This window comes from Acidobacteriota bacterium, assembly GCA_030697165.1.
Lineage (GTDB): Bacteria > Acidobacteriota > Vicinamibacteria > Vicinamibacterales > UBA2999 > 12-FULL-67-14b.
This window is the reverse complement of the sequence record JAUYQQ010000010.1, coordinates 146,072-168,762: the sequence shown is the minus strand read 5'-3', so window position 1 is coordinate 168,762 and position 22,691 is coordinate 146,072. Positions and strand designations below refer to the sequence as shown.

At 65.7% G+C, this 22,691-nt stretch carries 20 protein-coding genes; 11 read left to right on the top strand and 9 right to left on the bottom strand.

The window, feature by feature from the left end; all coding sequences use genetic code 11:
• Position 1: 1 nt before the first annotated feature.
• From Q8T13_10980 to Q8T13_10960, 5 genes are read right to left on the bottom strand one after another with little or no spacing between them, the layout of a single operon-like run.
• On the bottom strand, positions 2-796 hold the full coding sequence (locus Q8T13_10980) for an alpha/beta fold hydrolase (GenBank protein MDP3718277.1): 795 nt from the start codon (positions 794-796) through the stop codon (positions 2-4).
• The gene (locus tag Q8T13_10975; GenBank protein ID MDP3718276.1) at positions 793-1,014 is read right to left on the bottom strand and encodes an MbtH family NRPS accessory protein; all 222 of its coding nucleotides are present in this window, start codon (positions 1,012-1,014) and stop codon (positions 793-795) included. The genes Q8T13_10980 and Q8T13_10975 overlap by 4 nt, the downstream gene beginning before the upstream one ends.
• Before the next feature lie 19 nt (positions 1,015-1,033).
• Positions 1,034-1,915 (bottom strand): prohibitin family protein, encoded by an 882-nt coding sequence (locus tag Q8T13_10970; GenBank protein MDP3718275.1) that lies wholly within the window; start codon positions 1,913-1,915, stop codon positions 1,034-1,036.
• A gap of 11 nt (positions 1,916-1,926) precedes the next feature.
• Entirely contained in the window at positions 1,927-2,961 is a 1,035-nt protein-coding gene (locus Q8T13_10965) for a hypothetical protein (GenBank protein MDP3718274.1), read from the bottom strand.
• A complete protein-coding gene (locus Q8T13_10960; GenBank protein ID MDP3718273.1) occupies positions 2,958-4,622 on the bottom strand; it encodes a cyclic peptide export ABC transporter in 1,665 nt (554 codons plus the stop codon). The genes Q8T13_10965 and Q8T13_10960 overlap by 4 nt, the downstream gene beginning before the upstream one ends.
• 117 nt (positions 4,623-4,739) lie before the next feature.
• Between Q8T13_10960 and Q8T13_10955 the strand changes: the two genes are divergently transcribed.
• The 3 genes from Q8T13_10955 (at position 4,740) to Q8T13_10945 (ending at position 7,996) form a co-directional block, all read left to right on the top strand.
• A complete protein-coding gene (locus tag Q8T13_10955; GenBank protein ID MDP3718272.1) occupies positions 4,740-5,981 on the top strand; it encodes a DUF4010 domain-containing protein in 1,242 nt (413 codons plus the stop codon).
• 171 nt (positions 5,982-6,152) lie between these two features.
• Positions 6,153-6,566 carry a c-type cytochrome gene (locus tag Q8T13_10950; GenBank protein MDP3718271.1) on the top strand — a complete coding sequence of 138 codons (414 nt, stop codon included), beginning with the start codon at positions 6,153-6,155 and terminating at the stop codon, positions 6,564-6,566.
• A gap of 68 nt (positions 6,567-6,634) precedes the next feature.
• Positions 6,635-7,996 (top strand): multicopper oxidase family protein, encoded by a 1,362-nt coding sequence (locus tag Q8T13_10945; protein MDP3718270.1) that lies wholly within the window; start codon positions 6,635-6,637, stop codon positions 7,994-7,996.
• Positions 7,997-8,016: 20 nt separating this feature from the next.
• On the opposite strand, the gene Q8T13_10940 is transcribed toward Q8T13_10945, so the two are convergent.
• Entirely contained in the window at positions 8,017-9,153 is a 1,137-nt protein-coding gene (locus tag Q8T13_10940) for a hypothetical protein (GenBank protein MDP3718269.1), read from the bottom strand.
• Between the two features lie 184 nt (positions 9,154-9,337).
• Between Q8T13_10940 and Q8T13_10935 the strand changes: the two genes are divergently transcribed.
• The 5 genes from Q8T13_10935 (at position 9,338) to Q8T13_10915 (ending at position 13,016) form a co-directional block, all read left to right on the top strand.
• Entirely contained in the window at positions 9,338-9,763 is a 426-nt protein-coding gene (locus tag Q8T13_10935) for a hypothetical protein (GenBank protein MDP3718268.1), read from the top strand.
• A gap of 104 nt (positions 9,764-9,867) precedes the next feature.
• Positions 9,868-10,959 carry a cytochrome c3 family protein gene (locus tag Q8T13_10930; GenBank protein MDP3718267.1) on the top strand — a complete coding sequence of 364 codons (1,092 nt, stop codon included), beginning with the start codon at positions 9,868-9,870 and terminating at the stop codon, positions 10,957-10,959.
• Positions 10,960-10,972: 13 nt separating this feature from the next.
• Entirely contained in the window at positions 10,973-11,659 is a 687-nt protein-coding gene (locus tag Q8T13_10925; protein MDP3718266.1) for a cytochrome b/b6 domain-containing protein, read from the top strand.
• A complete protein-coding gene (locus Q8T13_10920) occupies positions 11,656-12,543 on the top strand; it encodes a M56 family metallopeptidase (protein ID MDP3718265.1) in 888 nt (295 codons plus the stop codon). The genes Q8T13_10925 and Q8T13_10920 overlap by 4 nt, the downstream gene beginning before the upstream one ends.
• Complete coding sequence (locus tag Q8T13_10915) at positions 12,531-13,016, top strand: hypothetical protein (GenBank protein ID MDP3718264.1); 486 nt, start codon at positions 12,531-12,533, stop codon at positions 13,014-13,016. The genes Q8T13_10920 and Q8T13_10915 overlap by 13 nt, the downstream gene beginning before the upstream one ends.
• Positions 13,017-13,168: 152 nt before the next feature.
• Here the strand turns inward: Q8T13_10915 and Q8T13_10910 are convergent, their stop codons facing one another.
• Positions 13,169-13,828 carry a response regulator transcription factor gene (locus Q8T13_10910; GenBank protein MDP3718263.1) on the bottom strand — a complete coding sequence of 220 codons (660 nt, stop codon included), beginning with the start codon at positions 13,826-13,828 and terminating at the stop codon, positions 13,169-13,171.
• Positions 13,825-15,510 (bottom strand): histidine kinase, encoded by a 1,686-nt coding sequence (locus Q8T13_10905; GenBank protein ID MDP3718262.1) that lies wholly within the window; start codon positions 15,508-15,510, stop codon positions 13,825-13,827. The genes Q8T13_10910 and Q8T13_10905 overlap by 4 nt, the downstream gene beginning before the upstream one ends.
• 87 nt (positions 15,511-15,597) lie before the next feature.
• On the opposite strand from Q8T13_10905, the gene Q8T13_10900 reads away from it, so the two are divergent.
• The 3 genes from Q8T13_10900 (at position 15,598) to Q8T13_10890 (ending at position 22,017) form a co-directional block, all read left to right on the top strand.
• Positions 15,598-17,241, top strand: coding sequence for a cobalamin-dependent protein (locus Q8T13_10900; protein ID MDP3718261.1), 1,644 nt, complete (start codon positions 15,598-15,600; stop codon positions 17,239-17,241).
• A 103-nt stretch (positions 17,242-17,344) separates the two neighbouring features.
• The gene (locus tag Q8T13_10895; protein MDP3718260.1) at positions 17,345-19,045 is read left to right on the top strand and encodes an amidohydrolase; all 1,701 of its coding nucleotides are present in this window, start codon (positions 17,345-17,347) and stop codon (positions 19,043-19,045) included.
• Positions 19,046-19,122: 77 nt separating this feature from the next.
• Complete coding sequence (locus tag Q8T13_10890; GenBank protein ID MDP3718259.1) at positions 19,123-22,017, top strand: NAD-glutamate dehydrogenase; 2,895 nt, start codon at positions 19,123-19,125, stop codon at positions 22,015-22,017.
• Here Q8T13_10890 and Q8T13_10885 read toward each other — a convergent pair.
• Positions 22,007-22,663 carry a transposase gene (locus Q8T13_10885; GenBank protein ID MDP3718258.1) on the bottom strand — a complete coding sequence of 219 codons (657 nt, stop codon included), beginning with the start codon at positions 22,661-22,663 and terminating at the stop codon, positions 22,007-22,009. The genes Q8T13_10890 and Q8T13_10885 overlap by 11 nt on opposite strands.
• Positions 22,664-22,691: the final 28 nt, after the last annotated feature.

Below are 22,691 nucleotides of genomic sequence, written 5' to 3'. Positions count from 1 at the left end.
GTCAGCCGGCGGCCAGGTGTTGGCCGATTACCCGCAGTAATTCAACTCGCGCGGTTTGAATAAAGAAGTGCGAGCCCTCGAACATCGTCACGGTGAGTGGGGGGCGCGTGTGTTCCTGCCAGGCCGACAAATCGCTCTCGGAAACAAGATCGTGCCGCCCTCCGAACACCGAGATCGGGCAGTCGAGTGGAGCGTCGGCGAGGTAACGATACGACTCGACCATCTCGATGTCGGCCCGCAACAGCGCCACGAACACTTCACGAATTTCCGGATTATTGAGGGCCTCGGTCGGCACACCGCCATAGCGGCGGTCCAATTCGTCGAAGAACTGGCCGGCCGGGAGTCCGTGGAGCGGTGGATCGGTGTTGACGATCTGCGGCGCCTGGCGGCCCGAGACGAGCAGGCGCTGCGGCGGTGGGGCACCGAGCCGGCGCAACTCCCGGAGCAGCTCGAACGCAATCAGCCCGCCCATGCTGTGTCCCAGGATCGCGAACGGCTTCTGCAAATGCGGGAGCATCACCGGTGCGAGCGTTCGCACCAGTTGCGGAATGCGCGTGAATCGCGGCTCATGAAACCGTGCTTCCCGGCCGGGCAGCTGGATCGGGCAGACTTCGATATCGGCGGGTAACTCCCCGGGCCACGAGCGAAACATCGCCGCGCCACCGCCGGCGAAGGGCAGACAGTAGAGGCGAAGACGGGCATTGGGACGAGGATTGAGGACGGAGATCCAGTCGCGCGAGGACTTGCCCATGGCAGCGGGGGGCGGGCCATCCCCCGGCATCCCGCCGCCGATCACGACTTGTCGTTCCGGCCGTCCATGGATTGGCGGAGGCTCAACGGCCGCATGTCGGTCCAGGTGTCCTTGATGTACTCGAGGCACACGTCTTTGGACCCCGTCGGTCCCACCGCGGTCCAGCCGAGCGGCAGGTCCTTCCAGTCGGGCCAGATCGAGTACTGCTCCTCGTGATTGATGACCACGCGGTAGACGGTGGTGTCGTCGTCGGTGTCGCTCATGATGCCTGGGTCGATCTCACTATTGTGGCGTGTTCAGGATCAGCGGCAAGCCATCCTTGCCACCGACGATCACGACCTTGGCGTTGGCCGACTGGGCCAGGGCGAGGGTCGCTTCGATGCCTTTCCATTGCAGGTAGGCGGGTGTAATACCGCTGGAGATGGCGTTCTGGAAGTCGGAGATGCCAATCGCTTCGATCTTCTTGCGTTCCGCCTCTCGCTTCTCCTTCTCGATTCGGTAGTCATACTCCAGCGCTTCCTGTTCCTGCTGAAGCTTCTGCTGAATGGCCGCCTGTACCGATACCGGCAGCGTGATCCGCCGGATGATCACGTCGTCGATCTGGAGGAAGTGTGCGCGAGCCTCGACCGTGGCGCGGGCGACGAGCTGCCGGGCGATGTCTTCGGAACGGAGTGTGTAGAGTTGCTCCGGGCGATATCGCCCGATCACTTCACGCACCACCGACACCACCTCGGGCACGATGATCCGCTCAGCGTAGTCAGGGCCGATGTTCTGGTGCAGCTGCGGCAGGCTCCGGGCCTCCGGGCGGTAGCGCATGGTGACGTCGACGCTAATCTCCAGGCCATCGGTCGCCAGCACCGCCACCGTGTAGTCGATTTTCGCGACCCGCAGGTCGTAGATGTAGAGCTTGTTCCAGGGCGGAATGAAATGGGTGCCTTCCCGATAGATCACGTTGATCTGCGTCCCCGAAAAGCGCTTCCAGTACACGCCGGCCTGACCGGGGTGAATCGTATAGACGATCGCGCTCCAGAAGAACACGAGCGTGAAGAGCGCCAGCAAGCCGGTGATGGATAACCCGAAGGCGTGCCGCGTCAGCCAGGCCTGCACCCTGACGCGCAGACGCCGGGCCCGCGTTCGATACGACCGATCAGCGGTGTCGCTCATGGTCTGCTCCTTCACTGTCCTGCTCCGGTTTCGCCGGCCGGCGTCGGTGCCGACCGCCTGGTCCGCTCGTCAAACGCCACGCGCATCCCGAGGCCGGCCCCGGCCGGCGGACTCCACGGGCACTTGATGCTGACCTGCGCGGCATCAACCGGCATATGGCCCGCGACGATGAACTCGCTTTCGGTCGCCGTGCATTGCATGCCGACAAAGGTTCCGGTGATCTCGACAAACTGCTTGAGGCGAATCGTCATCGCCGTCTTGTGAGCTTGCATGTTCGGTGCGAGCGCCCGCGCGACCTCGTCCGGCGAGGTCGCGTCGACCGCCTCGACAAGGTAGACGTCGGAGTCGAGATTACCGGACCAATCGAACGGAACCGGGATGGTCGAGCCCGGGTCCATGGTGATCTGACCGGTCTGGGCGCCGTGCAGGGTGGACCTCAAGGTCACGCGCTTGGTGCTGAAGTTGCGAAGCACCATGCAACCGCATTGCCCGAGTGGTGCCGAGGCCTCGATGACGTTGCTGAAATTCACGCCGCGCCGCGCCGTGTCGCGCTCCGCTTCTTCCTCGGCCGCCAGCATACGATTCATCGCCAGCGTGCCGAACGCGCAGTCCTTGTCGTTACACGCCGTCGCGGCCACCGGCGCGAACTCGGCGAGCGTCGCCTGCGCGTCGAGCCGGCGGTCACGCTGCGGGCGCCCCGCCGCATCGGCCTCGTACGGCACCAACTCGTAGCGGTCGGAATTGAGTGGTCCCCCCCAATCGAACAGCACGCGGTGGACGGCCTGGTCCTCGATCAGCATGAAGCCGCGGGCAACGCCGTAAAACGTCGATTCGAGGTAGACCTTCTTCCCGGTTTTGTTCTCCAGCGAGATGCACCCGCACGACGGCGGGAGCGAAGCGACCCACATCGTGTGGTCGGGCGTGAAGCCGCGGCCGGACGGGATTCGCTCGACATGCTGGCGGCAGGCCATCACCGTCAGCGAGAGACACAGGCACACCGCCAGCCGGCCGCGCGCCTGTCGCATCATCGATCGTCCCATGGTCATGCGTTCTCCAAACCCTCGCCAGCGACAAACTGCCCCATCTCCATTTTCAGCACACGGTCGCCCGCGTAGAAGTAGCGGTCATCATGGGTCGCGGCAATCACAGTCTTGCCCTGGGCCTTCAAGTCCGGCAGCAGGGTGTCGTAGAAAAACTTGCGGAACGCCGGGTCCTGATCCGCCGCCCATTCGTCAAACACGTAGATCGGCTTGTCTTCGAGCAGGCTGACGATCAGCGCCAGGCGTTTCTTCTGCCCGGTCGACAACTCCTGGTTGACGAACCGGCCGTCGCGCCACGCGGTCTTGCCTTCGAGCTGCATCAGCCGCAACAGCTCGTCCACGCGGCGATCGTCGACCTGATTCAAGCCGTAGAGCCGTGTGAATAGATGATAGTCGGTGAAGACGGCGGAAAACAGTTCGCGATACCGGCGATCGCCGATGGTCTTGACGTCCACCCCATCGATGAGGATCGTGCCGGTGTCGGGATAGTACAAGCCGGTCAGCAGCTTGAAGAAGGTGGACTTGCCGCTGCCGTTGCCGCCGACGGTCAGGATGGTCTCGCCCCTGGTGATGGTGCAACTCACCGGCCCGAGTGTGAACAGCGGCCGGCCCGCCTTGTCGCGGTGGCTGAACGTCACGCCGCGTACCTCGATGGTGTGGAAGTCGGGCGGCGTGACGACTTCGCCGTTGTCCGGATCCCTCGCCAGTTGCTGGGCGCGGTCGAGCGCCGCTTCGAGGTTCGCCATGTTCTGGACCGCGTGGGTGGCAGTGCGAAACACCGGCACCGAGGCGACCACGGTGGTCAGCGGCCCGATGATGAACAGGACCGCGGCGGTGATGCTGGTGACCTGGTCCGGCTCCACCAAGTTGGCCGAGAGTTCGGGCAGGATGAACACCATCGCCGCCAGCAGCAGCAGGAACATCACCTGCGTGAACAGGTAATAGTGCGCGTAGCGAATGCCGCTGCGGGTCTTCAGTTCGGCGGCGTCGACGGCGATCCCACGCAGGTGCTCGTACAGGTCGCGGTTGCGGGCGCTGTTGAGCTTGACCTCCTTAAACCCGTCGAGCAGGTGCGTCACCACGTCGAACAGCTCGTTCTCCTTGGCGCTCGACTCGGCGAGCTCGTAGGCCAGCTGCTTCTTGTTCTTGAAATGAAGGGCGATCCCGATCGCGACGATCGCCAACGTGAGTGCGAACGCGGTCGGCTCGAGATACCAGATATAGCCGAGGCTGAACACCACCAGCAGCGCGCCCTGCGACGCGATTATCATCGGCGCCGTCGCCCGCGAAATCGTCAGCGTGTCGTTGTTCAGGCTGGCGTACAGCTGGGCGCGTCCCAGGGTTTCCATGGCATGGAGATCGGCGCGGCGGATCCTGTCCGACAGCGAAATCCTGATCTTCGCGATGATCTTCTCGACCTCGATCGTCGACACCTGCAGGATGTATCGCTGCGTCAGCACGTAGATAGTGATCGCGATCAGGAACAGGAAGAACTTCTGCGTATTCAGCCCGTCGGCCGCCACCTCGTGCGCAGCCGAATTGATCACGGCGATCAACGTCGCGTTGGCGAGGCCCGAGAGGCTCGCCACCGCCATCACGCGGTGAAGCGGTACTTCGGAGCGCGCCTGGAGGAAACTCCATAGCGAAAATTCGGTGGATGGCGCCATCTTGAAGACATTGAGTGTAGCACTGCACGGTGGCTGCGACGCGCCCTTGGGCACCGCCGTACGCGACGCTTGCGTGTTGATACACGGTCTAAGGCCGGGCGGCGGTATCCTGACCGTGTGAATCCCGGCCTGGACGCCATTGCCGGCCTCGTCGTCGCCATCCTCGGCGGTGCTGCCGTAGGTGTCGAGCGCCAGCAATCGGGACATGCGACCGGTCCCGATGCGCGGCTGGGCGGCGTGCGCACGTTCACCCTGCTCGGTGCGCTCGCCGGCATTGCCGGCCTGCTCACCGCCGGCGGGTATCCGCTGGCCGCCGGGCTGCTGGTGGCCGGCGCGCTCAGCCTGGTCGTGGCCGGCTATGTGCGCGCCAGCCAGCACGACATCGATGCGACCACGGAGGTGGCCGCGCTCGTAGTACTCGGCGCCGGCGTGCTCGGCGGGCTCGGCGAGTTGCGCTTTTCAGCGGCGCTCACGACCCTCACCGTGCTGCTGCTCGCGGAGAAGCAAGGTCTGCACAAGTTCGTCGACCGCCTCGACGACACCATGCTGCTCGCGGCTGCCCGCGTCGCCGTCATGTCGGTCGTGATCCTGCCCCTGTTGCCCGCGGGGCCGTTCGGTCCGGCGCCCGGCATCCGTCCGCGCGAGCTGTGGCTCCTCGTGCTGCTGTTCTCCGGTCTCAGTTTCGCCGGGTTCATTGCCCAGCGTCTCGCGGGCGCCGCGGGCTATCCGATCACGGGCTTGCTTGGCGGGTTGGTGTCATCGACCAGCGTGACGCTGACGTTCGCGCGCCTGAGCCGCGCCCATCGCGCCCAGGCGGCGCCGCTGGCGACTGGCGCGGTTGCCGCCAGCACCATCCTGTTCCTGCGCGTGGTGGTCGCAGTGGCGGTCCTCAATGCGGCGTTGGTGCAAACGCTGGCGTGGTACCTGTGGGCGCCGTTTGTCGCCGGCCTCGTCGCGCTGGGACTGGCCTGGCGGCAGATGGATGGTCCGAAGGCGGCGCCATCGGACTTGCGTAACCCGCTCCAGTTCCGCGCGGCGCTGGAAATGGCGGCGCTCTTCCAGGTGGTGTTGTACGGCGTGCACTATGCGCGCTCGTGGATGGGGGAGAGCGGCCTGCTGGCCGGCGGCTTCCTGCTGGGCCTGACCGACGTCGATGCGCTGACGCTCGCCATGACCCGGAGCGTCACGACCGGCACCGCGGCGGACCTCGCCTGCCGCGCGATCCTCATGGGCGTGATCGCCAACTGCCTGATGAAAGCCGGTATCGCGATGGTGATCGGCGAGCGCCGGTTTGCGTGGCAGACGGCGGGGTCGCTGCTGGCGATGGCGGCCGCCGGCGCCGCGATGCTGGCCCTCTAGAGGGCACCGCCCGGGCCTCCAGGCACTGCGGAATATTCCCCGTCTTCGGGTCCGCGGCCGAGGGAGTCATCGCCGCAGACCCCTTTTTGGGCCGATCCCACCGCGTGCTCGCTTGGCACATCTGATGCTTGAGCCGTCAGGTGCTGACTCTCAGCAAAAAGGAGGAGCCTGATGTTCCGATTTGTCTTCATCGCACTCGTCGCTCTCGCGCTCTCGGCCGGCTCGGCGTTCGCCCAGGCGAAAATCGAGCAGGCGCCCATCAAGAACGTCAACGCGTCAGACGCCAAGGGCATGTTCGACAGCTACTGTGCGGTGTGCCACGGCAAAGAGGGCAAGGGCAATGGCCCGGCCGCGTCGGCCTTGGCCAAGGTTCCTGCCGACTTGACCCGGATCAACGCGCGCAACGGCGGCAAGTTCCCTGACGTCAGGGTCCGCCGTTACATCGAGGGTCTGGACGAAGTGGCCGCCCACGGTTCGCGCGACATGCCGATGTGGGGCGGCCTGTTCAACTCGTTGAATCGCGACACCGCCCAGCTGCGCGTGGCGGCGCTGGCGGACTACATCAAGGGGATGCAGGTACCCTAGTCGGCGGATCGAGCACTATCGCGAGGCGGGGGTCGCCCTCGCCTCGCGGCCGTGTTAGGTTTCCCGTGATGACTCGTCGTGAACTGCTTGCCGCCGCGTGTGGCTGGTCGTCGCTGGCCGCAGTTGGGCGTGCCCAGCACATGGGGATGACGCACCCCAAGCCCCCCACGCAGCCGCAGTCGTTCACCGAACCAGCGGACATCACCCTCCGCATCGGCGAGGTGTCGCTCGAGCTCAAACCCGGGCGCACGGTGAAGACCCTGGCCTACAACGGCCAGGTGCCAGGCCCGCTCTTGCGCGCGCGCCGGGGACGGCCGGTGATCGTCGACGTCTGGAACGACACCCGCGAAATGGACATCGTCCATTGGCACGGCCTGCACATTCCCTCGGAGGTCGATGGCGTGTATGAACAGGGCACGCCGGGCGTCCCGCCAAAAGGCCGCCAGCGATACCGCTTTACGCCAGACCCTGCCGGCACCCGCTGGTACCACAGCCACCACATGGCCGGCCGTGACTTCAAGAAGGGCACCTACACCGGCCAGTTCGGCATGCTCGTGGTCGAAACCGGCGACGAGCCGGGCGCCTACGATCAGGAAGTCCCGATCCTGCTTCACGAATGGGAGCCGCGGGTGACCAACGCCAGCCCGGCCGACGTCACGTACCGCTACCACTCGATCAACGGCAAAATGCTCGGCGGCGGCGAACCGATCCGCGTCCGCGAGGGTCAACGGGTACTGTTCCGCATGGTCAATGCGAGCGCCACGCTGCATCACAGCCTGGCGCTGCCCGGGCACCTGTTTCGCGTAATCGCCCTCGATGGGAATGCCGTGCCGACGCCGGCGATCGCGCCGATGGTGGAGCTTGGCCCGGGCGAACGCGTCGATGCGATCGTCGAGATGAACCGGCCCGGCGTGTGGATCCTCGGCGAAACGAGATCCGCCCAGCGCGAGGCCGGGATGGGCATTGCCATCGAGTACGCCGGCCAGCCGGGTCCGCCGCGATGGGCGCCGACGGCGACCGACGGCTGGAGCTACCTGCGGTTCGGCGCGGCCGCCGAAGTGGCCGAACCAGACGGCCGGTTGACGCTGGTGTTCAAGCCCAAGGGCGACGGGCACAGCTGGACCATCAACGGCCAGTCACACCCCCGCATCGACCCGATCGTCGTCCGCGCCAACCGGCGGTATCGCTGGCTGCTCGACAACCAGAGCGCCGACGCGCACCCGATCCACCTGCATCGGCACACGTTCGAGCTGGTCAAGTACGCGGGTCAACGCGTCTCGGGCATCTGGAAGGACGTGGTGGTCGTGCCCGCCTGGCAACAAGTGGAGATTGACGTCCCGACCACCCAGCCCGGACTGTCCTTGTTTCACTGCCACCACCAGTTCCACATGGACATGGGCTTCATGACCATGATGCGGTACGAGCCGTGAGGAGGAGAAGTTACGGGTAGCTAGGTCGTCGCCGCGTGATCGAGGCCGTAGACCAGCGGCAGGTCGCGCTCGTGAAAGCCGGGGTCGACGCCGTGGGCCTCGGCGCGCAGCCGAATCGCGCGGTAGAGCGCGAAGCGGAGCGGGCCCATCAGCGTATAGCTCGAAGTCAGGTGCAGGGCGTGATCGTCGGTGTCGGCGTCAACCGGCTCGGTGAGCGCGGCGATGCGTTCGGTCACCCACTGCTCGTTGACATCGCCGCGCGCGCGCTTCTTTTCCAGCAACACGAGCTGGCGCTGACGGTTCACGATCTCGGGATGGTGGTTGACGCCGAGGATGCGCGGGATGCTTGCGGCCGGGTCATCCGCGACCTCGATCATGGTGACGGCGTCGCCCGGGTCCCCGCCCTCGTCACAGTCAACGGCCAGCAGCCTGACGCCGCCCGGCACCGCACCGCCGGGAATGAGATCGTAGAGCCGGTTGTCGAGTACCGGAAAACGCGCGGCGCTGCCGATGGTCCGGGCAAAGGGTGCGAACCACGGATGGCCTTGCCCCGCGGGAGTGAGCACGTTGTGCCGGACGCCGACGCTTTTGCCGCCCTTCTCCGGGCCGCGCAGCACCGCATCGGCGACACCGAGCCACCGGCACATGACGCCGAAGGTGTGGCAGACGGCAAACAACGAGCTGCGCTGGTCGTCGCGGATCGCATCAAACAACTTGAACAGGCGTGGCTCCCACGCCGGGTTTTCGACAATGCCCTGTGAGCCGTCTCGCCCGTCGTTGACGGCGGGGTCGAGATGGCCGGGGCCACCCGTGCCAATGTAGATGGTGTGCCGGCCGCCAGGGGCTTCGGGCAGCGCCTGGCCCCGGCGCACGTCGTACGAGATCACGCGCACGTTGAGCCGCGCCCGGAGCAGCGGCTCGCGCAGATCGCAGACGGCGTTCTGCAGGACGTGCACCAGCGCCTCGTGGCCGAGGTTGGGCCACCCGTGGTGCATGTCCAACATGGCCACATCGATCACGCGCGAATCGGCCGGTGGCACGTCGCGGTCCTGTTCGACGCGCGCGAACTGGAAACCGCCGACCTCAGCCATGGTGGGGCACGCGGTCAGGCAGGCATTGGCGCCGTGGCGTGCTCGGTGCGCACAGTCGAAAGGCATAAGTTCAGGCCCCCAGGGGCCGACTACATTATCCCGCAAACCACCGCGCCGGTCCGTCGAGGAGATCATCCTCGAAGCTCCTGCCGCGCACCGAAAAATCAGGCACTCGAACCCGAAATATCGGACAAGTGCTGTATGGCAGCGGGTGCCGGCCCGAGTCACCATGGTCACAGTAACGGAGGGAATGACCATGACCACCTACACCGGAAACCAAATCGTCGAACCGGGGCTCTACTACGCTGTTGCCCCACTCAAACTCACGACTGTTGACGAGCGCGGCCCGCTGCCTGGCGGCGACACCCGGACGTACTACCGAGTCCCGATGCTGGTGATGCTCGCATTGGCCCCGCTGCTCGGTCTGGCATTTGTCATCTTCCTGCCGTTCATCGGCTTTGCCATGGTGTTCCGCCTGGCGGGCGAAAAGGCCCTCGAAGTCGGTGGGCGCGCTGCCACGCAAGGCGTTCGCGTGCTCCGTCCGGCCTGGGCCCCAGCACTGGCGTTCCTCGCCAGGACGAAGCCCGTAAAGCCAGGCGCACCGGCACCACCGCCCGACCCGTGGGCCGACGCCACCGAGGAAAAGCTCGACGAGGCCGTGACCCGCGAGCGCTGATCATGTGCGATAGACTGGGAGAAACCGACGGGAGGACGACGATGGTGCGGCGTCTAGCGCAGGGGGTGTTCGGAGTCTCCGGTGCCTTGACACTCTGTGCGGCCGTGTTCGCCGCCACTGTCGCCACCGCTGTCACCGCCGGGCCGCCGGCCCCGCCGATCACCTCCCAAGCCCCACCGCCTCAACCTCCAGGGACCCCGGCCGCGTCGGCCCCGGTCCCTGAGGCGGTGGCGGCCTGCCTCGAATGCCACCAGGACAAGTCGATGGCCATGACGTTTGCCGACGGCTCGACCATGAGCCTGTTCGTGGACCCGGGTCACCTCACGGGTTCGGTGCACGCGTCCCAGCTCACCTGCACCGACTGCCACGCCAAGTACGACGCCGACCACCCCATGGGCACGTCGTTCGCGAGCCGTCGCGCCTACACCGTCAACTCGTACGAGCTCTGCAAGAAATGCCACTTCGACACCTACACGCGCACGCTGGAAAGCGTGCACTATGACCTGCTGAAAGCCGGCGTGGAGTCGGCGCCGATTTGCACCGACTGTCACGGCGCGCACGACATTGCCAACCCCCACGCGAAGCGGGCCATGGTCTCGCGCAGCTGCGCCGCCTGCCATGCCGACGTCAGCACCATGTACGCCAGCAGCGTGCACGGCCGCGCGCTGGTGGAAGACGACAACCAGGACGTGCCGGCGTGCGCGGATTGCCATACGCACCACCAGGTGCAGCAGCCGGGTACGACCCGATTCCGACTGAACTCTCCGGAGACGTGCATCCGCTGCCATGGCGACGAGGCGCTGATGGCCAAGTACGGCATCTCCACCAACGTGGCGAAGACGTATCTCGCCGACTTTCACGGCGTGACGGCCTCGTTGTCGAGAAACCTTCCCGATGACCAGCAGCAGATCGTCGTGACCTGCAACGCCTGCCACGGGGTGCATGACATTGCCTCGCCGCGGCTGCTTGGGGCGGAAGCGATGAAGGCCACCGTGCAACAGGCGTGCCGCACCTGCCATGCCGAGGCGGCGCCGACGTTCCCTGCCGCGTGGCTTTCGCACTACCCGCCCTCGCCCAGGAACGCGCCGTTGGTCTGGGCGGTGGAATCGTTCTACCGGTTCTTCATTCCGTTCGCCGTCATCGGCCTGATCCTGAATCTGTCGCTGCACGTGTACCGGATGTCGGCGGGCCGCTGAGGAGCCACGAATCATGACTGCTGACCCTCCCGTCGAATACGTCGTGCGGTTCTCGCCCTGGGCACGCTTTCAGCACGCCGCCATCATCGTGCTGTTCGGCCTGCTGCTCGTCACGGGCATGCCGCAGAAGTGGCCGGCGGCATCGGCCAGTGTGTGGGTGGTGGACGCCATGGGCGGGATCTTCGCTGCGCGTTGGCTGCATCGCATGGTCGGGATCGTCTTTTCCGTGCTGGTGGTGGCGCACCTCGCCGTCGCCATCACCGGCCTGCTGAGTGGCCGGATGAAGGGCACGATGCTTCTCGGGCAGAGGGACTTCAGGGACGCCATCAACAACCTGCGGTACTACGCCGGCTACACCGACACGGCACCGCAGTTCGGACGGTTCGACTACCGGCAGAAGTTCGAATACTGGGGCCTCATCTTCGGCAGCCTCGTCATGGTCGCCACCGGTTTCATCCTGTATTTCCCCATCGCCGTCGCCGGCGTGCTGCCGGCCGAACTGATCCCCGCCGCCAAGGTGATGCACAGCTACGAGGCGCTGTTCGCGTTCTTGATCGTGCTGGTCTGGCACATCGCCGGCGCGCACTTGTCGCCGGAAGCGTTCCCCCTCGACACCAGCATCTTCACGGGCAAGATTCGCAAGGACAAGCTCCGTCACGAACATCGGCTGGAGTACGACGAACTCTTCAAGGATCAGTGATTTCGTACCTGTGGCAGGTCGCCCTCCATTCGGGCACGATGGGCCTGATTCTGTACGTGTGGGTGCACCGGGTCGGCCTGCCGGCGGGACCGACGCGACAACGGCTGCTCGCGCTCCTGCTGGTGTTGCCGATGGTGACGGCGGCGATACCGTGGCGCACCTCGGTCGAGTTCGGTGAGCGGGTCGCCTGGCTCAACAGCGCCCGGCTCCTCGCCATTCCACTCCCGGTCGGACTCGAGGGAGTTCACCTCGGCCATGTCCTCGCCGCGGGTGGCGCGCTGATGGTGCTGCTCACGATCTGGCAGGAGATCCTGCCGGCGCTCGGACGGCGGGCACCAAGCGACGGCCCGGCGCCCGAAGCACTGGTCGCGTCCGCACGCGCCCGCCCTGGATGGGAACAATGCGAGGTCCTCGTCACGGGGGAGTCGGCGATGGCCGTCGCCACCAGCGGCCGCCCCGGGCGGCCGCGGCTGATCGTGTCACGCGGCGCCCTCGAGATTCTCAACCGCGACGAGCTCGCGGCTGTCCTCACCCACGAACATGCCCACTGGCAGGCCGGACGTTGGTGGCAAACCCACGCCATGTTCGCCGTTCGCCTCCTGCAAAGCCACAACCCGGTGGCGATGTGGGCCTTCCGCGAGTACTGCATCGAAATGGAAATCGGGTGTGACGCCGCCGCGGTCGCCGGCCGCGATCCCCGTCTGCTCGCACGTGTGCTGCTGCGGGTGTATCAAGACACTGACCGGCGCGACCTGGCCGCCCGGGCCGCGCTGCGAAAACGGGTGGACGTGCTGCTGGCTGGCGGCCCCGATGCCACCCTCCCGTCCCTCACCCTTCCCGCCATTTCAGCGGTGATGCTGGTGGTGCTGCCATGGCTGGTGTGAAGGGCCTGCCGGCGTTCCTCCTGATCACCGCCGGCGTGTTCGTGACGCTCCGGGGGCTGCACGTCGCGGTGCCGCTGGTGTTTCCGATGACGCGGCAAGGTGTCATCACCGTAACGCGCCTCGAGGACGTGCAGCCACAAGTGGGATTCGCGCCGCTGGTGCCCGCGTACCGGCCGGCGGTCCTCGGCGATCAGGCGCCCCGCATGACCATTCGGCTCAGTCCAATACCGGCCTTCGAGATCCAGTGGCGCGGCCTCGAACACGACCTCTCGGTCAGCCAGCGGCGAGGTGGCCCGAGCCCCGTCATCGCGCCGCTGGCCCGCCCGCTTGACGGCGTGCCCAATGCCACGTGGTGGGTGGCGGGACAGCGCAGCCACCTGGTGCTGCAGCGGGACGGATTCTGGATCGAGATGGACACGAGCCTGCCGCCGCGTGAACTGCGGCGGTTCGCCGATACGCTGACCGCCTTCTGACCCAGAAATGCCTCACACAGAAACACAGAAACACGGAAAATTCTTCTCTCTTGGGTCAGAACAAAAGGGCTTTTCCGTGCTTCCGAATTTCCGTGTGATGTATTGGCGCGCCGATCTCTCGCTCATGCTCGCCGGTCTGAGGCGCCGCCTCGCTAGGCATCATTCACGAAAATCACGCCCTTGCGCACCGCGTAGCGGATCAACTCGGACCGGGTGTGCATGTTGAGCTTCGCCATCACGTTCGTGCGATGGGTCATGGCGGTCTTGAGGCTGATCGACAGGTACTTGGAAATGTCCCGGCTCGTCTTGCCCTCGGCGAGCAGCGTGAAGACCTGCCGCTCCCGTGGAGTCAGCCGGTCGTACTCGTCTTCGGCATCCTCGACCGACTTGCCGGCGGTCACCAGGTCGACCAGGCTGTCGGCGACCGACGGGTGTAGATACCGTTGGCCGGCGTGGACGGCCTTGATCGCATCCTTCAAGTCGGCGGCGGCGCTGCGCTTCAGCAGATAGCCGCGCGCGCCAATGCGAAGCGCGCGGCGAATGTACTCGCGGTTCTCGTAATGCGTGAGCACGATCACCTTCACCTCGGGCGTGTCGCGGACGATGGCCTCGGTGGCGTCGAGTCCGCTCAGGCCGCCCGGCAGGTGCACGTCCATGAGCATCACATCGGGCTTGAGGCTGGCCGCGAGGCGAATGGCCTCCTGTCCGTCGCTGGTTTCCGCCACGATCTTGAACAGCGGGTCCTGCTCGAGAATCGCCCGGATGCCCGCGCGCAGCAGGTCGTGGTCGTCGACAATGGCGAGGCGGATCATTGGAGGGGAATCTCCACGACCACGTGCGTGCCCTGTCCGGCCTCGCTGTCAAACGTGATCGTCCCGTTCACGAGCGCTGCCCGTTCGCGCATGCCGATCAGGCCCGCGCCTTCAGCCTTCGCCTCTGGATCAAACCCCCGGCCATCGTCCTCCACCGCGAGCACCAACTTGCCATCGCGCCGGTACAGTTCCACCGACACGTGTTCCGCATCGGCATGGCGCAGGATGTTGGTCAGCAGTTCCTGGTAGATGCGGAAGATCACGGTCTCGATCTCGGTGCCGGCCTGCAGCCCGCTGTCAATCTCCAGGCCGACCTGCAGCCCGTGACTGACCAGGTGGTCGTCGGCGTACGATTGCATCGCGGCCGCCAGGCCGAGGTCATCGAGCAGCGAGGGCCGCAGGTCGTGGATGATCCGGTGGATCTCCACCTGCGTCTTGTTGAGCAGCGCGTTCGCCCGCTGCAACTCTGGCGTCTCCGGCGCGATCTGGTGCAGCGACATCTGGATGACGGTCAGCATCTGCGCGATCTCGTCGTGCAGTTCACGCGCGAGCCGGCGCCGCTCGTCTTCGGTGGCCCCCAGCATTCGCCGCACCAGCAGCTTGCGCTGTTCGCTCTGCTGCTCGATCACGCGAGTGCGGGCGGCCACCTGCGCCTCGAGCTGCTCGTTGAACGCCTGCAGGCGGCCCAGCGTGGACGACAGCCGGGTCCGGGCCTCGTCCAGCGTCCGGGCCAGCACCGCGATTTCCAGATCGCCCGACACTTCGATGACGCTCGACAGGTCCCCGGCCCGCATCCCTTCGGCCTGCCGCGACAGTTGTCGAATGGGCGAGACGATCGATCGCGTCAGCGTTCGCACCAACAGCGCGCCGAGCACGGCCAGCGCGAAGCCGGTCACCACCAGCGCGCGGCTCGTCATGTTCAGGCTCGCGAAAGCGCTGCCCTCCGCCTGCTGGATAATCACGCCCCACGCCGCGAACCGTAGTGGCGCCATCACCGACAGGGTCCCCGCCGACTCGTCGAGCACCAGCGGCCGATGGGCACGGATCCGGTCGCCGAGGGCCTCGGCGTCAGGAAGCACCCGCAGTAACTGCGCCGGGTCCTGGGACGCCACGACCACTCCGTGTTCGTCGACCACCAGCATCTGCATGGTGGAACTGGGCGCCAGGCCCTGCAGGAACGTCGTCAGGGCCGACCCGCGAACCGGCATCTCTGCCACGAGATAGTGATCGACGCCAGTGCGCTTGAATGGCTGAATCACCGCGAGCACGGGCGCCGCCTCGGCCCCGGCCTTGCGCACCATCGGCGTCACGGCCTCGTGGTACCCCAGCCAGGAGGCCGGCACGGGTTGCACCCCGGCGCGATCGGCCGCGATCAGCTGACCGTGCGCATCGAGCAGGTAAATGGCTTCGCTGAACGGAGACTCGAACCGGAAGCTATGGAGGCGGGCGGCGACCGCGTCGGTGGCGCCAGGCAAATCCTGCGCCAGGCGGCCGAGTCCCTGGATGGCGGTAGACAGGCTCGTATCCAGACCGTGCGCCACCGAACGCGCCAGCAGCAGCCGCTCATCCACCAGATTACGGCGAATCCCCGGCAGCGCCAGCAACCAGACGGCGCCGGTGATGACGATCAGCGACACGACCCATTGCAGCAGGACCGTGTTCAGCCGTTGACGCAGTCGCACTAAGCCGATTGTAACGCCCGAACTAGTACAAAAGCCTTACAGTCACCGTCGCCGCGGGTTCCTATGATGGGAGCAGGAGGCTTGCTCATGCAGCCACATCCGAAAGGGACCCGTGCCCGCGTTCTCCTGGCGTCGGTCTTCAAACCCTTCGCGCAAGACGATGAGTTTGGCAGCCGGGCGATCAACCCGGTGGAGCTGTACCACAATCAGGTGACCCGGGCGCAGGGCCCGTTCTCGCTGCGCCTGTTCCACCGCACGTGGAGCCTGATGCTGTTGCAGCAGAACATCTCGGCGCCGTGCACGGTGCTCGATTTTCCCACGCGGGAGCACTTCGTCCGCGAGTTGACGTCCCACGACTACGACGTCGTCGGGCTGACGGGCATCATCGTCAACGTCGGCAAGATTCGCGAGATGTGCCGGCTCGTGCGAAAGCACTCGCCGCGATCCACGCTGGTTGTCGGCGGCCACGTGACGGCGATTCCAGGCATCGAGGGGATGATCGACGCCGATCACATCGTGAAGGGCGAGGGCGTGGCGTGGCTGCGGGCATATCTCGGCGAGGACGCTGGTCACCGCATCGACCATCCGTTGATCCCTTCGTCATTCGGCTTCCGGCTGATGGGCCTGCCGGTGCCGCGGGGCGGCGGCAACGCCGCGGCCACCATCATCCCGTCGGTGGGATGCCCAATCGGCTGCAACTTCTGCACGACTTCGGAGTTCTTCGGCGGCAAGGGGAAGATGGTGACCTTCCTGGAACGCGGCGAAGACGTGTTTCGCGTGATGTGCGAGGCGGAGAAGGGCCTCGGTGCCCGGGCGTTCTTCATGATGGACGAGAACTTCCTGCTCTATAAGAAGCGGGCTCTCGAGCTGCTCGATCTGATGAAGGCGCACGGCAAGGCCTGGTCGCTCTACGTCTTCTCGTCGGCCAACGCCATCCGCAAGTATGACGTGCGCCAACTGGTGGAGCTCGGGATCGAGTGGATCTGGCTCGGGCTCGAATCCTCGGGCAACCAGTACCAGAAACTCAAGGGCGCCGACACCCAGGCGCTGGCGCGTGAACTCCAGTCGCACGGCATCCGTGTGCACGGCTCGACCATCATCGGGCTCGAGCACCACACGCCCGGCAATATCGATGCGGTGATCGACCATGCGGTCGCGCACGAAACAGTGTTCCACCAGTTCATGCTGTATACCCCGGTGCCCGGGACCCCGCTCTATCGCGAGGTCGAGTCGGAAGGCCGGCTGCTCGACGGCGTCGACCTGGCCGACATCCACGGGCAGTTCAAGTTCAACTTCCGGCACGCGGCGATCTCGCGCGATCAGTCGAAGACCATGCTCGACCGCGCGTTTCGCCGCGACTACGAGGTCAACGGTCCCAGCCTGTTCCGGCTGACGGCCAGCATGCTGACCGGCTGGCGCCGCTACCGCGACGACCCCGACCAGCGCGTCCGCGCGCGCGTTCGCGGCGAGGCCGCGCAGCTGCGCTCGGGCTGGGGCGCGACCTTGTGGGCGATGGAGAAGTACTTGCGCGAGTCGAACCGGATGGTGAGCGACCGGATCGCCGATCTGCGGTCGCAGGTCGAGCGCGAGGTCGGCGGGTTGGCGCCGGTGATCGACCGCCTGGCCGGGCCGCTGATGCTGTGGAGCGCCCGCCGCGACGCGCGGCTGGCGCCCGCGGGGCGCGTACGGGAGCCCCGCACGTTCGTGGATCGACGTAACTGGCGTGGCTGATCGGCGGCGGACCCGCCGGCCTGCCCCCGGGTCGCCGGTCGGCGGTTATTCAATTATCATGAAACTGATCGCACCCTCACCCTGATTGAGACTCGGAGCTGTTGTGAAAAATCTCGCCATCCTGTTGGTCCTGTCGACCGTTGTCATTTCCGGGCAGAGTCAGCCTGCGCCGGCCACCCTGGTGCTGCACAACGGCAAGGTCGTGACCGTCGATGCCGCGCTGCCCGAGGCGCAGGCGATCGCCATCCGCGGCGACCGCATCGCCGCGATCGGCACCAACCAGGCCATCCAGCCATACATTGGCCCCGCCACGCAGGTCATCGACTTGCGCGGCCAGCTGGCCATTCCCGGGCTGGTCGAGAGCCACGGCCACTTCATGGGCTTTGGCCTGTCGAAGATGACGCTCGACCTGATGGACGTCAAGGATTGGGACCAGATCGTCTCGATGGTGGCCGACGCCGCGAAGCAGGCGAAGCCCGGCGAGTGGATTCTGGGCCGCGGCTGGCACCAGGAGAAGTGGGCGAGCGTGCCGAAGCCGAACGTCGAGGGCTTTCCGCTGCACGATGCGCTCAGCAAGGTGTCGCCGAACAACCCGGTGATGCTGACGCACGCCAGCGGCCACGCCAGCTTCGTGAATGCAAAGGCCATGGAGGCCGCGGGCCTGACGCGCACGACCGTGAACCCGTCGGGCGGCGAGATCCTCAAGGATGCCAGCGGCCGTCCGACCGGACTGCTGCGTGAAACCGCGTCGGGTCTCGTCGGCCGCGCCCTCGACCAATGGCGAGCGGCGAAGACCGTCGCCGAACGCGATGCCGATGCGCGCCGCCAGATCGAGCTGGCGGTGCAGGGCAGTCTCGAGAACGGCATCACCAGCTTCCAGGACGCCGGCTCGAACTTTGGCACCATCGATGTCCTCAAGCGGGCCGCGTCGGAGGGCGCACTGGGCATCCGGTTGTGGGTGATGGTGCGCGACAGCAACGACAACCTGCGCGCGAAGCTCGGACAGTACCGCGCCGTTGGTCTCAACAACCACCACCTGACGATCGCCGCGATCAAGGTCACCGCCGACGGCGCGCTCGGCTCGCGCGGCGCCTGGATGCTCGCTCCGTACAGCGATTCGCCGTCGAGCGTCGGGCTGCCGACCCACTCGCCCGAGAGCATCGCGGAGACCACGCAGATTGCCCTCGAACATGATGTGCAGCTGTGCGTGCATGCGATCGGCGATCGCGCCAATCGCGAAGTGCTGAATGTCTACGAGCGCGCCTTCAAGTCGCGGCCGAACCAGAAGGACCTGCGCTGGCGCGTCGAGCACGCCCAGCACATCAGCGCCGCCGACATCCCGCGCTTTGGCCAGCTTGGCGTGATCCCGGTGATGCAGGGCATTCACGCCACCTCGGACGCGCCCTATGTGCCGGCGCGGCTTGGCGCCGGGCGCGCGGAAGAAGGTGCCTACGTGTGGCAGAAGCTGATGAAGAGCGGCGCGATCATCGCCAACGGCACCGACGTCCCGGTGGAACGCATCGACCCGATGGCGAGTTTCTACGCCTCGGTCAGCCGCAAGACCACCGACGGCTCGGTGTTCTACGGCGATCAGAAGATGACGCGCGCCGAGGCCCTCAAGTCCTACACCTGGAACGGCGCATTTGCCGCGAAGGAGGAATCGCTCAAGGGCTCGCTCGCAGTCGGCAAGCTGGCCGACATCACGGTGCTGTCGAAAGACATCATGACCGTGCCCGAGGACGAGATCCCCTCGACGCGGGTGGTCTACACCATCGTCGGCGGTAAGGTGGCGTACCGGCGCTAGCCGGTCGCCAGCGCGGACACCGATACCAATCAGTCTTTCAGCGAACGGACACTGCCATGACGTGGCTTCGAGATTCGATGACGGATTCATTCTTCAAGGCGATGGCCGGTGAGCCGGACGCGATCGCCATCCTCGAGCGCGAGGTCGAGACGCTTCGGACCAACCAGAGTTTGATTCTGGCCGACCGTCCGGACACCTTGATTCTGGCCACGCGGAGTTTGCCAGGTTCCCTGTATGAGGGACTGACGAAGAGCGCGCGCGTGGGGCGCCCGATCTCATACGCGATGTTTGCGCATTCATCGGGGCCCATGCCCGGCCTGGAGCAGAGGCTGGAAATCCAGCGGTTCGCGTTCGAATGCAAGAGCGATGCGGAGATTCATGCGGGGCTCGCCGCGGGCGTGACGATTCCCGACGCCGTGAGGGAACCGGCGAAAGCGATGCTGGCGTCCGACCCGGCATTCGACCTCGCCGAGTTCGATCGGCTGCTGGCCATCCTCTGGCTCAATCACGCCGACTACTTGCGCGTGTCGCCGGCCGCCTGCGTGGTCGAAGCGCTCCGGATGCTGCACCTGTGCGAGACCCAGAACGGCCTGTACTTCGATCTCACGCCGGCCCCCGACGGGTCGAACGAGGCGCGTCTGCTGTTTGCGATCGCGAATCCGCCCCACACCGGCTACGTCGCGCAAGTGGTGGAGGTGCTGCACCGGTTCGACGTGGGCATCCGCAGCGCCGACGTCCTCGACGTGTCGACCGGCGCGCAGCCGTATGCGCTGTTTGCGATGTCGGTGCGGCAGCGCAAGGGGCAGATTCAAGAGACCGCGGCGTTCCTCCGCGACCGGCTGCAGAGCGAACTGTACAACACGCAGATCCTGACCGCCAGTTCCACGGAATATCGCGAGTTTGTGACGACCGGGCAGATGAGCGGCGACGACGCCTCGCTGACCCGCGCGTTCGTGGCGTTCTGCCACACGCAGTTGGCGCACGCGCAGCCCGATCGTTACGACTGGAAGGAAGTGCAGAGCGCGATCTACGCCAACACGCCACTGCTGGCGCAGTGCGTCGCCCTGTTCCGGCTGCGCTTCGATCCGGCGGTCGAGGGGCGCGACGCGGCCTACGCCGCGCTGCGGGCGACCGTCGTCAAGGCGGTGGCCGACTACGACACCGGCCACGCGCATCTCGATGCGATTCGCCGGACCGTGTTTCACTGCTGCCTGACCTTCATCGAGCACACGCTGAAGACCAATTTCTTCGTGAAAGAGAAGCAGGCCCTCGCGTTCCGGCTCGACCCGGTCTACCTGGCCGACCTCGGCCAGGTCTCGACCGCCGACCTGCCGTCCGGCATGCCGTTCCGGGTGACGTTCTTCTTCGGCGGCCACGCGTTCGGCTATCACATCGGGTTCTCTGACATCGCGCGCGGCGGCTGGCGCACGGTGATCTGCCGCACCCAGGATGATTTCCTCACCAACGCCGCGACCTTGTTCAAGGAGAACTTCGTGCTGGCGCACACGCAGCACCTGAAGAACAAGGACATCTACGAGGGCGGCTCGAAACTGGTGGTGCTGCTGGATGCGTCGGCGTTTGCGAAGGAGCCGCGGTCGGTGCTCGATCGCCTGTTGCGCAAGAAGCAGCGTGATGTCTTCAGCGCCTTCCTCGACATTTTCGTCACCGAGGGGGGCGTCGCGAAGAACCCTGCGGTCGTGGACTACTACCGGCAGGACGAACCGATCGAGCTCGGCCCCGACGAGAACATGCACGACGACATGATCGAGCAGATCGCGCTGACCTCGAAGCGCCGCGGCTACATTCTCGGCACCGGCGTGATGTCGTCGAAGACCATCGGCATCAATCACAAAGAGTACGGCGTGACCTCGACCGGGGTGGTCAAGTTCGCCGAGATCGCGATGCGCGAGATCGGCATCGACATCACGCGCGACGCCTTCTCGGTGAAGTTCACCGGCGGGCCGAACGGGGATGTCGCCGGCAACGCGATGCAGATCATGCTGGAGCTCTGCCCGAAGATGCAGATCCGGCTGATCCTGGACGGCGCCGCGGCGCTGTTCGATCCGGCGGGCGCCGATCCGACGGAACTGCGGCGCATCCTGCTCGAGCAGGACCTTGACGGATTTAGTCCCGAGGCGCTGCACCCCGGCGGGTTCATGCTGTTCCGGGGCTCGCCGAAGGAAGACGGGATGCGCCTGCTGTACCGCAAGGTCACGCGCACCGCGGCGGGGCTCGCCGAAGAGTGGATCTCGATCGACGACCTGTCGCGACAGTTCGGGGAACTCCCGTTCTCGGTGCCGGCTGACCTGTTCATTCCCGGCGGCGGCCGCCCCGAGACGATCAACGACGAGAACTGGCAGCGCTTCCTGCTGCCCGACGGCAGCCCGTCATCGAAGGTCATTATCGAAGGCGCCAACTCGTTCATCACGCCGGCGGCTCGGCTGGAGCTGCAGAAGAAGGGCGTCCTCCTCATGCGCGACGCCTCGGCGAACAAGTGCGGCGTGATCTCCTCGTCCTACGAGATCATCGCCAACCTGCTGCTCACCGAAGAGGAGTTCCTCCAGAACAAGCCGAAATACGTCGCCGACGTGCTCGCGATCCTGAAGCGGCGCGCCGAGGATGAGGCCCGTTTGCTGGTGCGGCGCCATGCCGCGAGCAAGAAGCCCTGGACCGAGATCTCCGATGACATCTCGGTCGAGATCAACCGGAATTACCAGCGCCTGTTCGAGTTCTTCCAGGCCAACCCGGGCGTTGCCACGCAGCCGATCTTCGACAAGGTCATCCTGAGCCACCTGCCGGCGCTCCTGCGTGAGGACCCGCGCTTCAATAGCCGGTACCAGAACCTGTCGCCGAAGTATCGCTCGGCGATTCTGGCGGCGGAAATCGGTTCATCAATGGTCTATCAGGCGGACCAGGACGCGGAGTTCGAAGACGCGATCCGCCGGCATGTGGAGCGCCGGTTCAAGAGCTAGGGTAGGGAGAAGGGGCCGGGGAACGTTTCTTCGGTCTGCCAACGGGCCTTAAAGTCAGTCCGACAAATGGAGCGACAGCCTCGACCCACTTCGGATCCCCAACTGGCTGATCGCGCTTGATTCGGACACGCAGATCCGCCAGTTCCTCTTCTGTCTGCGGGGTGTTTACCAGCTCAACCCAGTTGGCCGGTGGCAGAATTGGCCACCTGGCTAGCGGAATCGGATAGTAGTTATTGCAGCGCGCATGTAGGCTGCCCCACTCCCAGTCCTCCGCGGCCCTAACCAGGTTTTGTCTCAAGGCGTTGCGCTCAACGTACCTGCAGACCCGAAACAATGAATGGCTGGTCTGGATTGGAATGGCTTTGAAGCGACCTTGATACACATAACCCTTGCCGCGGGCGTTGTGAGCGCCCGCCCAGTTATTGGCATGTCTCCCCTCGAAGTCATGCATCAGCCTGGAAAGATTTGCGATCCGATCGCAGGTCATGACGAAATGCCAATGATTTCGCATGACCTCATAGGAAAGAATCTCTACTTGGGAGCCATAGAGTTCCTCTCGCAGAATTCTTGAGAACGCGTCGAAGTCGCCTTGGGTTTCGAAGAGGTTGGTCCCACGCACGGCTCGATTCATCACGTGGAACGCCACACCTTGCAGAGTGTGACGGGGTCGTCTT

What these genes read in the sequence shown, in the direction of transcription:
- Q8T13_10970 (MDP3718275.1), bottom strand. Translation starts at nt 1,915, where the DNA reads ATGAGCGACACCGCTGATCGGTCGTATCGAACGCGGGCCCGGCGTCTG.
- Q8T13_10965 (MDP3718274.1), bottom strand. Translation starts at nt 2,961, where the DNA reads ATGACCATGGGACGATCGATGATGCGACAGGCGCGCGGCCGGCTGGCG.
- Q8T13_10960 (MDP3718273.1), bottom strand. Translation starts at nt 4,622, where the DNA reads ATGGCGCCATCCACCGAATTTTCGCTATGGAGTTTCCTCCAGGCGCGC.
- Q8T13_10915 (MDP3718264.1), top strand. Translation starts at nt 12,531, where the DNA reads ATGGCTGGTGTGAAGGGCCTGCCGGCGTTCCTCCTGATCACCGCCGGC.
- Q8T13_10950 (MDP3718271.1), top strand. Translation starts at nt 6,153, where the DNA reads ATGTTCCGATTTGTCTTCATCGCACTCGTCGCTCTCGCGCTCTCGGCC.
- Q8T13_10925 (MDP3718266.1), top strand. Translation starts at nt 10,973, where the DNA reads ATGACTGCTGACCCTCCCGTCGAATACGTCGTGCGGTTCTCGCCCTGG.
- Q8T13_10890 (MDP3718259.1), top strand. Translation starts at nt 19,123, where the DNA reads ATGACGGATTCATTCTTCAAGGCGATGGCCGGTGAGCCGGACGCGATC.
- Q8T13_10975 (MDP3718276.1), bottom strand. Translation starts at nt 1,014, where the DNA reads ATGAGCGACACCGACGACGACACCACCGTCTACCGCGTGGTCATCAAT.
- Q8T13_10935 (MDP3718268.1), top strand. Translation starts at nt 9,338, where the DNA reads ATGACCATGACCACCTACACCGGAAACCAAATCGTCGAACCGGGGCTC.
- Q8T13_10900 (MDP3718261.1), top strand. Translation starts at nt 15,598, where the DNA reads ATGCAGCCACATCCGAAAGGGACCCGTGCCCGCGTTCTCCTGGCGTCG.
- Q8T13_10940 (MDP3718269.1), bottom strand. Translation starts at nt 9,153, where the DNA reads ATGCCTTTCGACTGTGCGCACCGAGCACGCCACGGCGCCAATGCCTGC.
- Q8T13_10945 (MDP3718270.1), top strand. Translation starts at nt 6,635, where the DNA reads ATGACTCGTCGTGAACTGCTTGCCGCCGCGTGTGGCTGGTCGTCGCTG.
- Q8T13_10910 (MDP3718263.1), bottom strand. Translation starts at nt 13,828, where the DNA reads ATGATCCGCCTCGCCATTGTCGACGACCACGACCTGCTGCGCGCGGGC.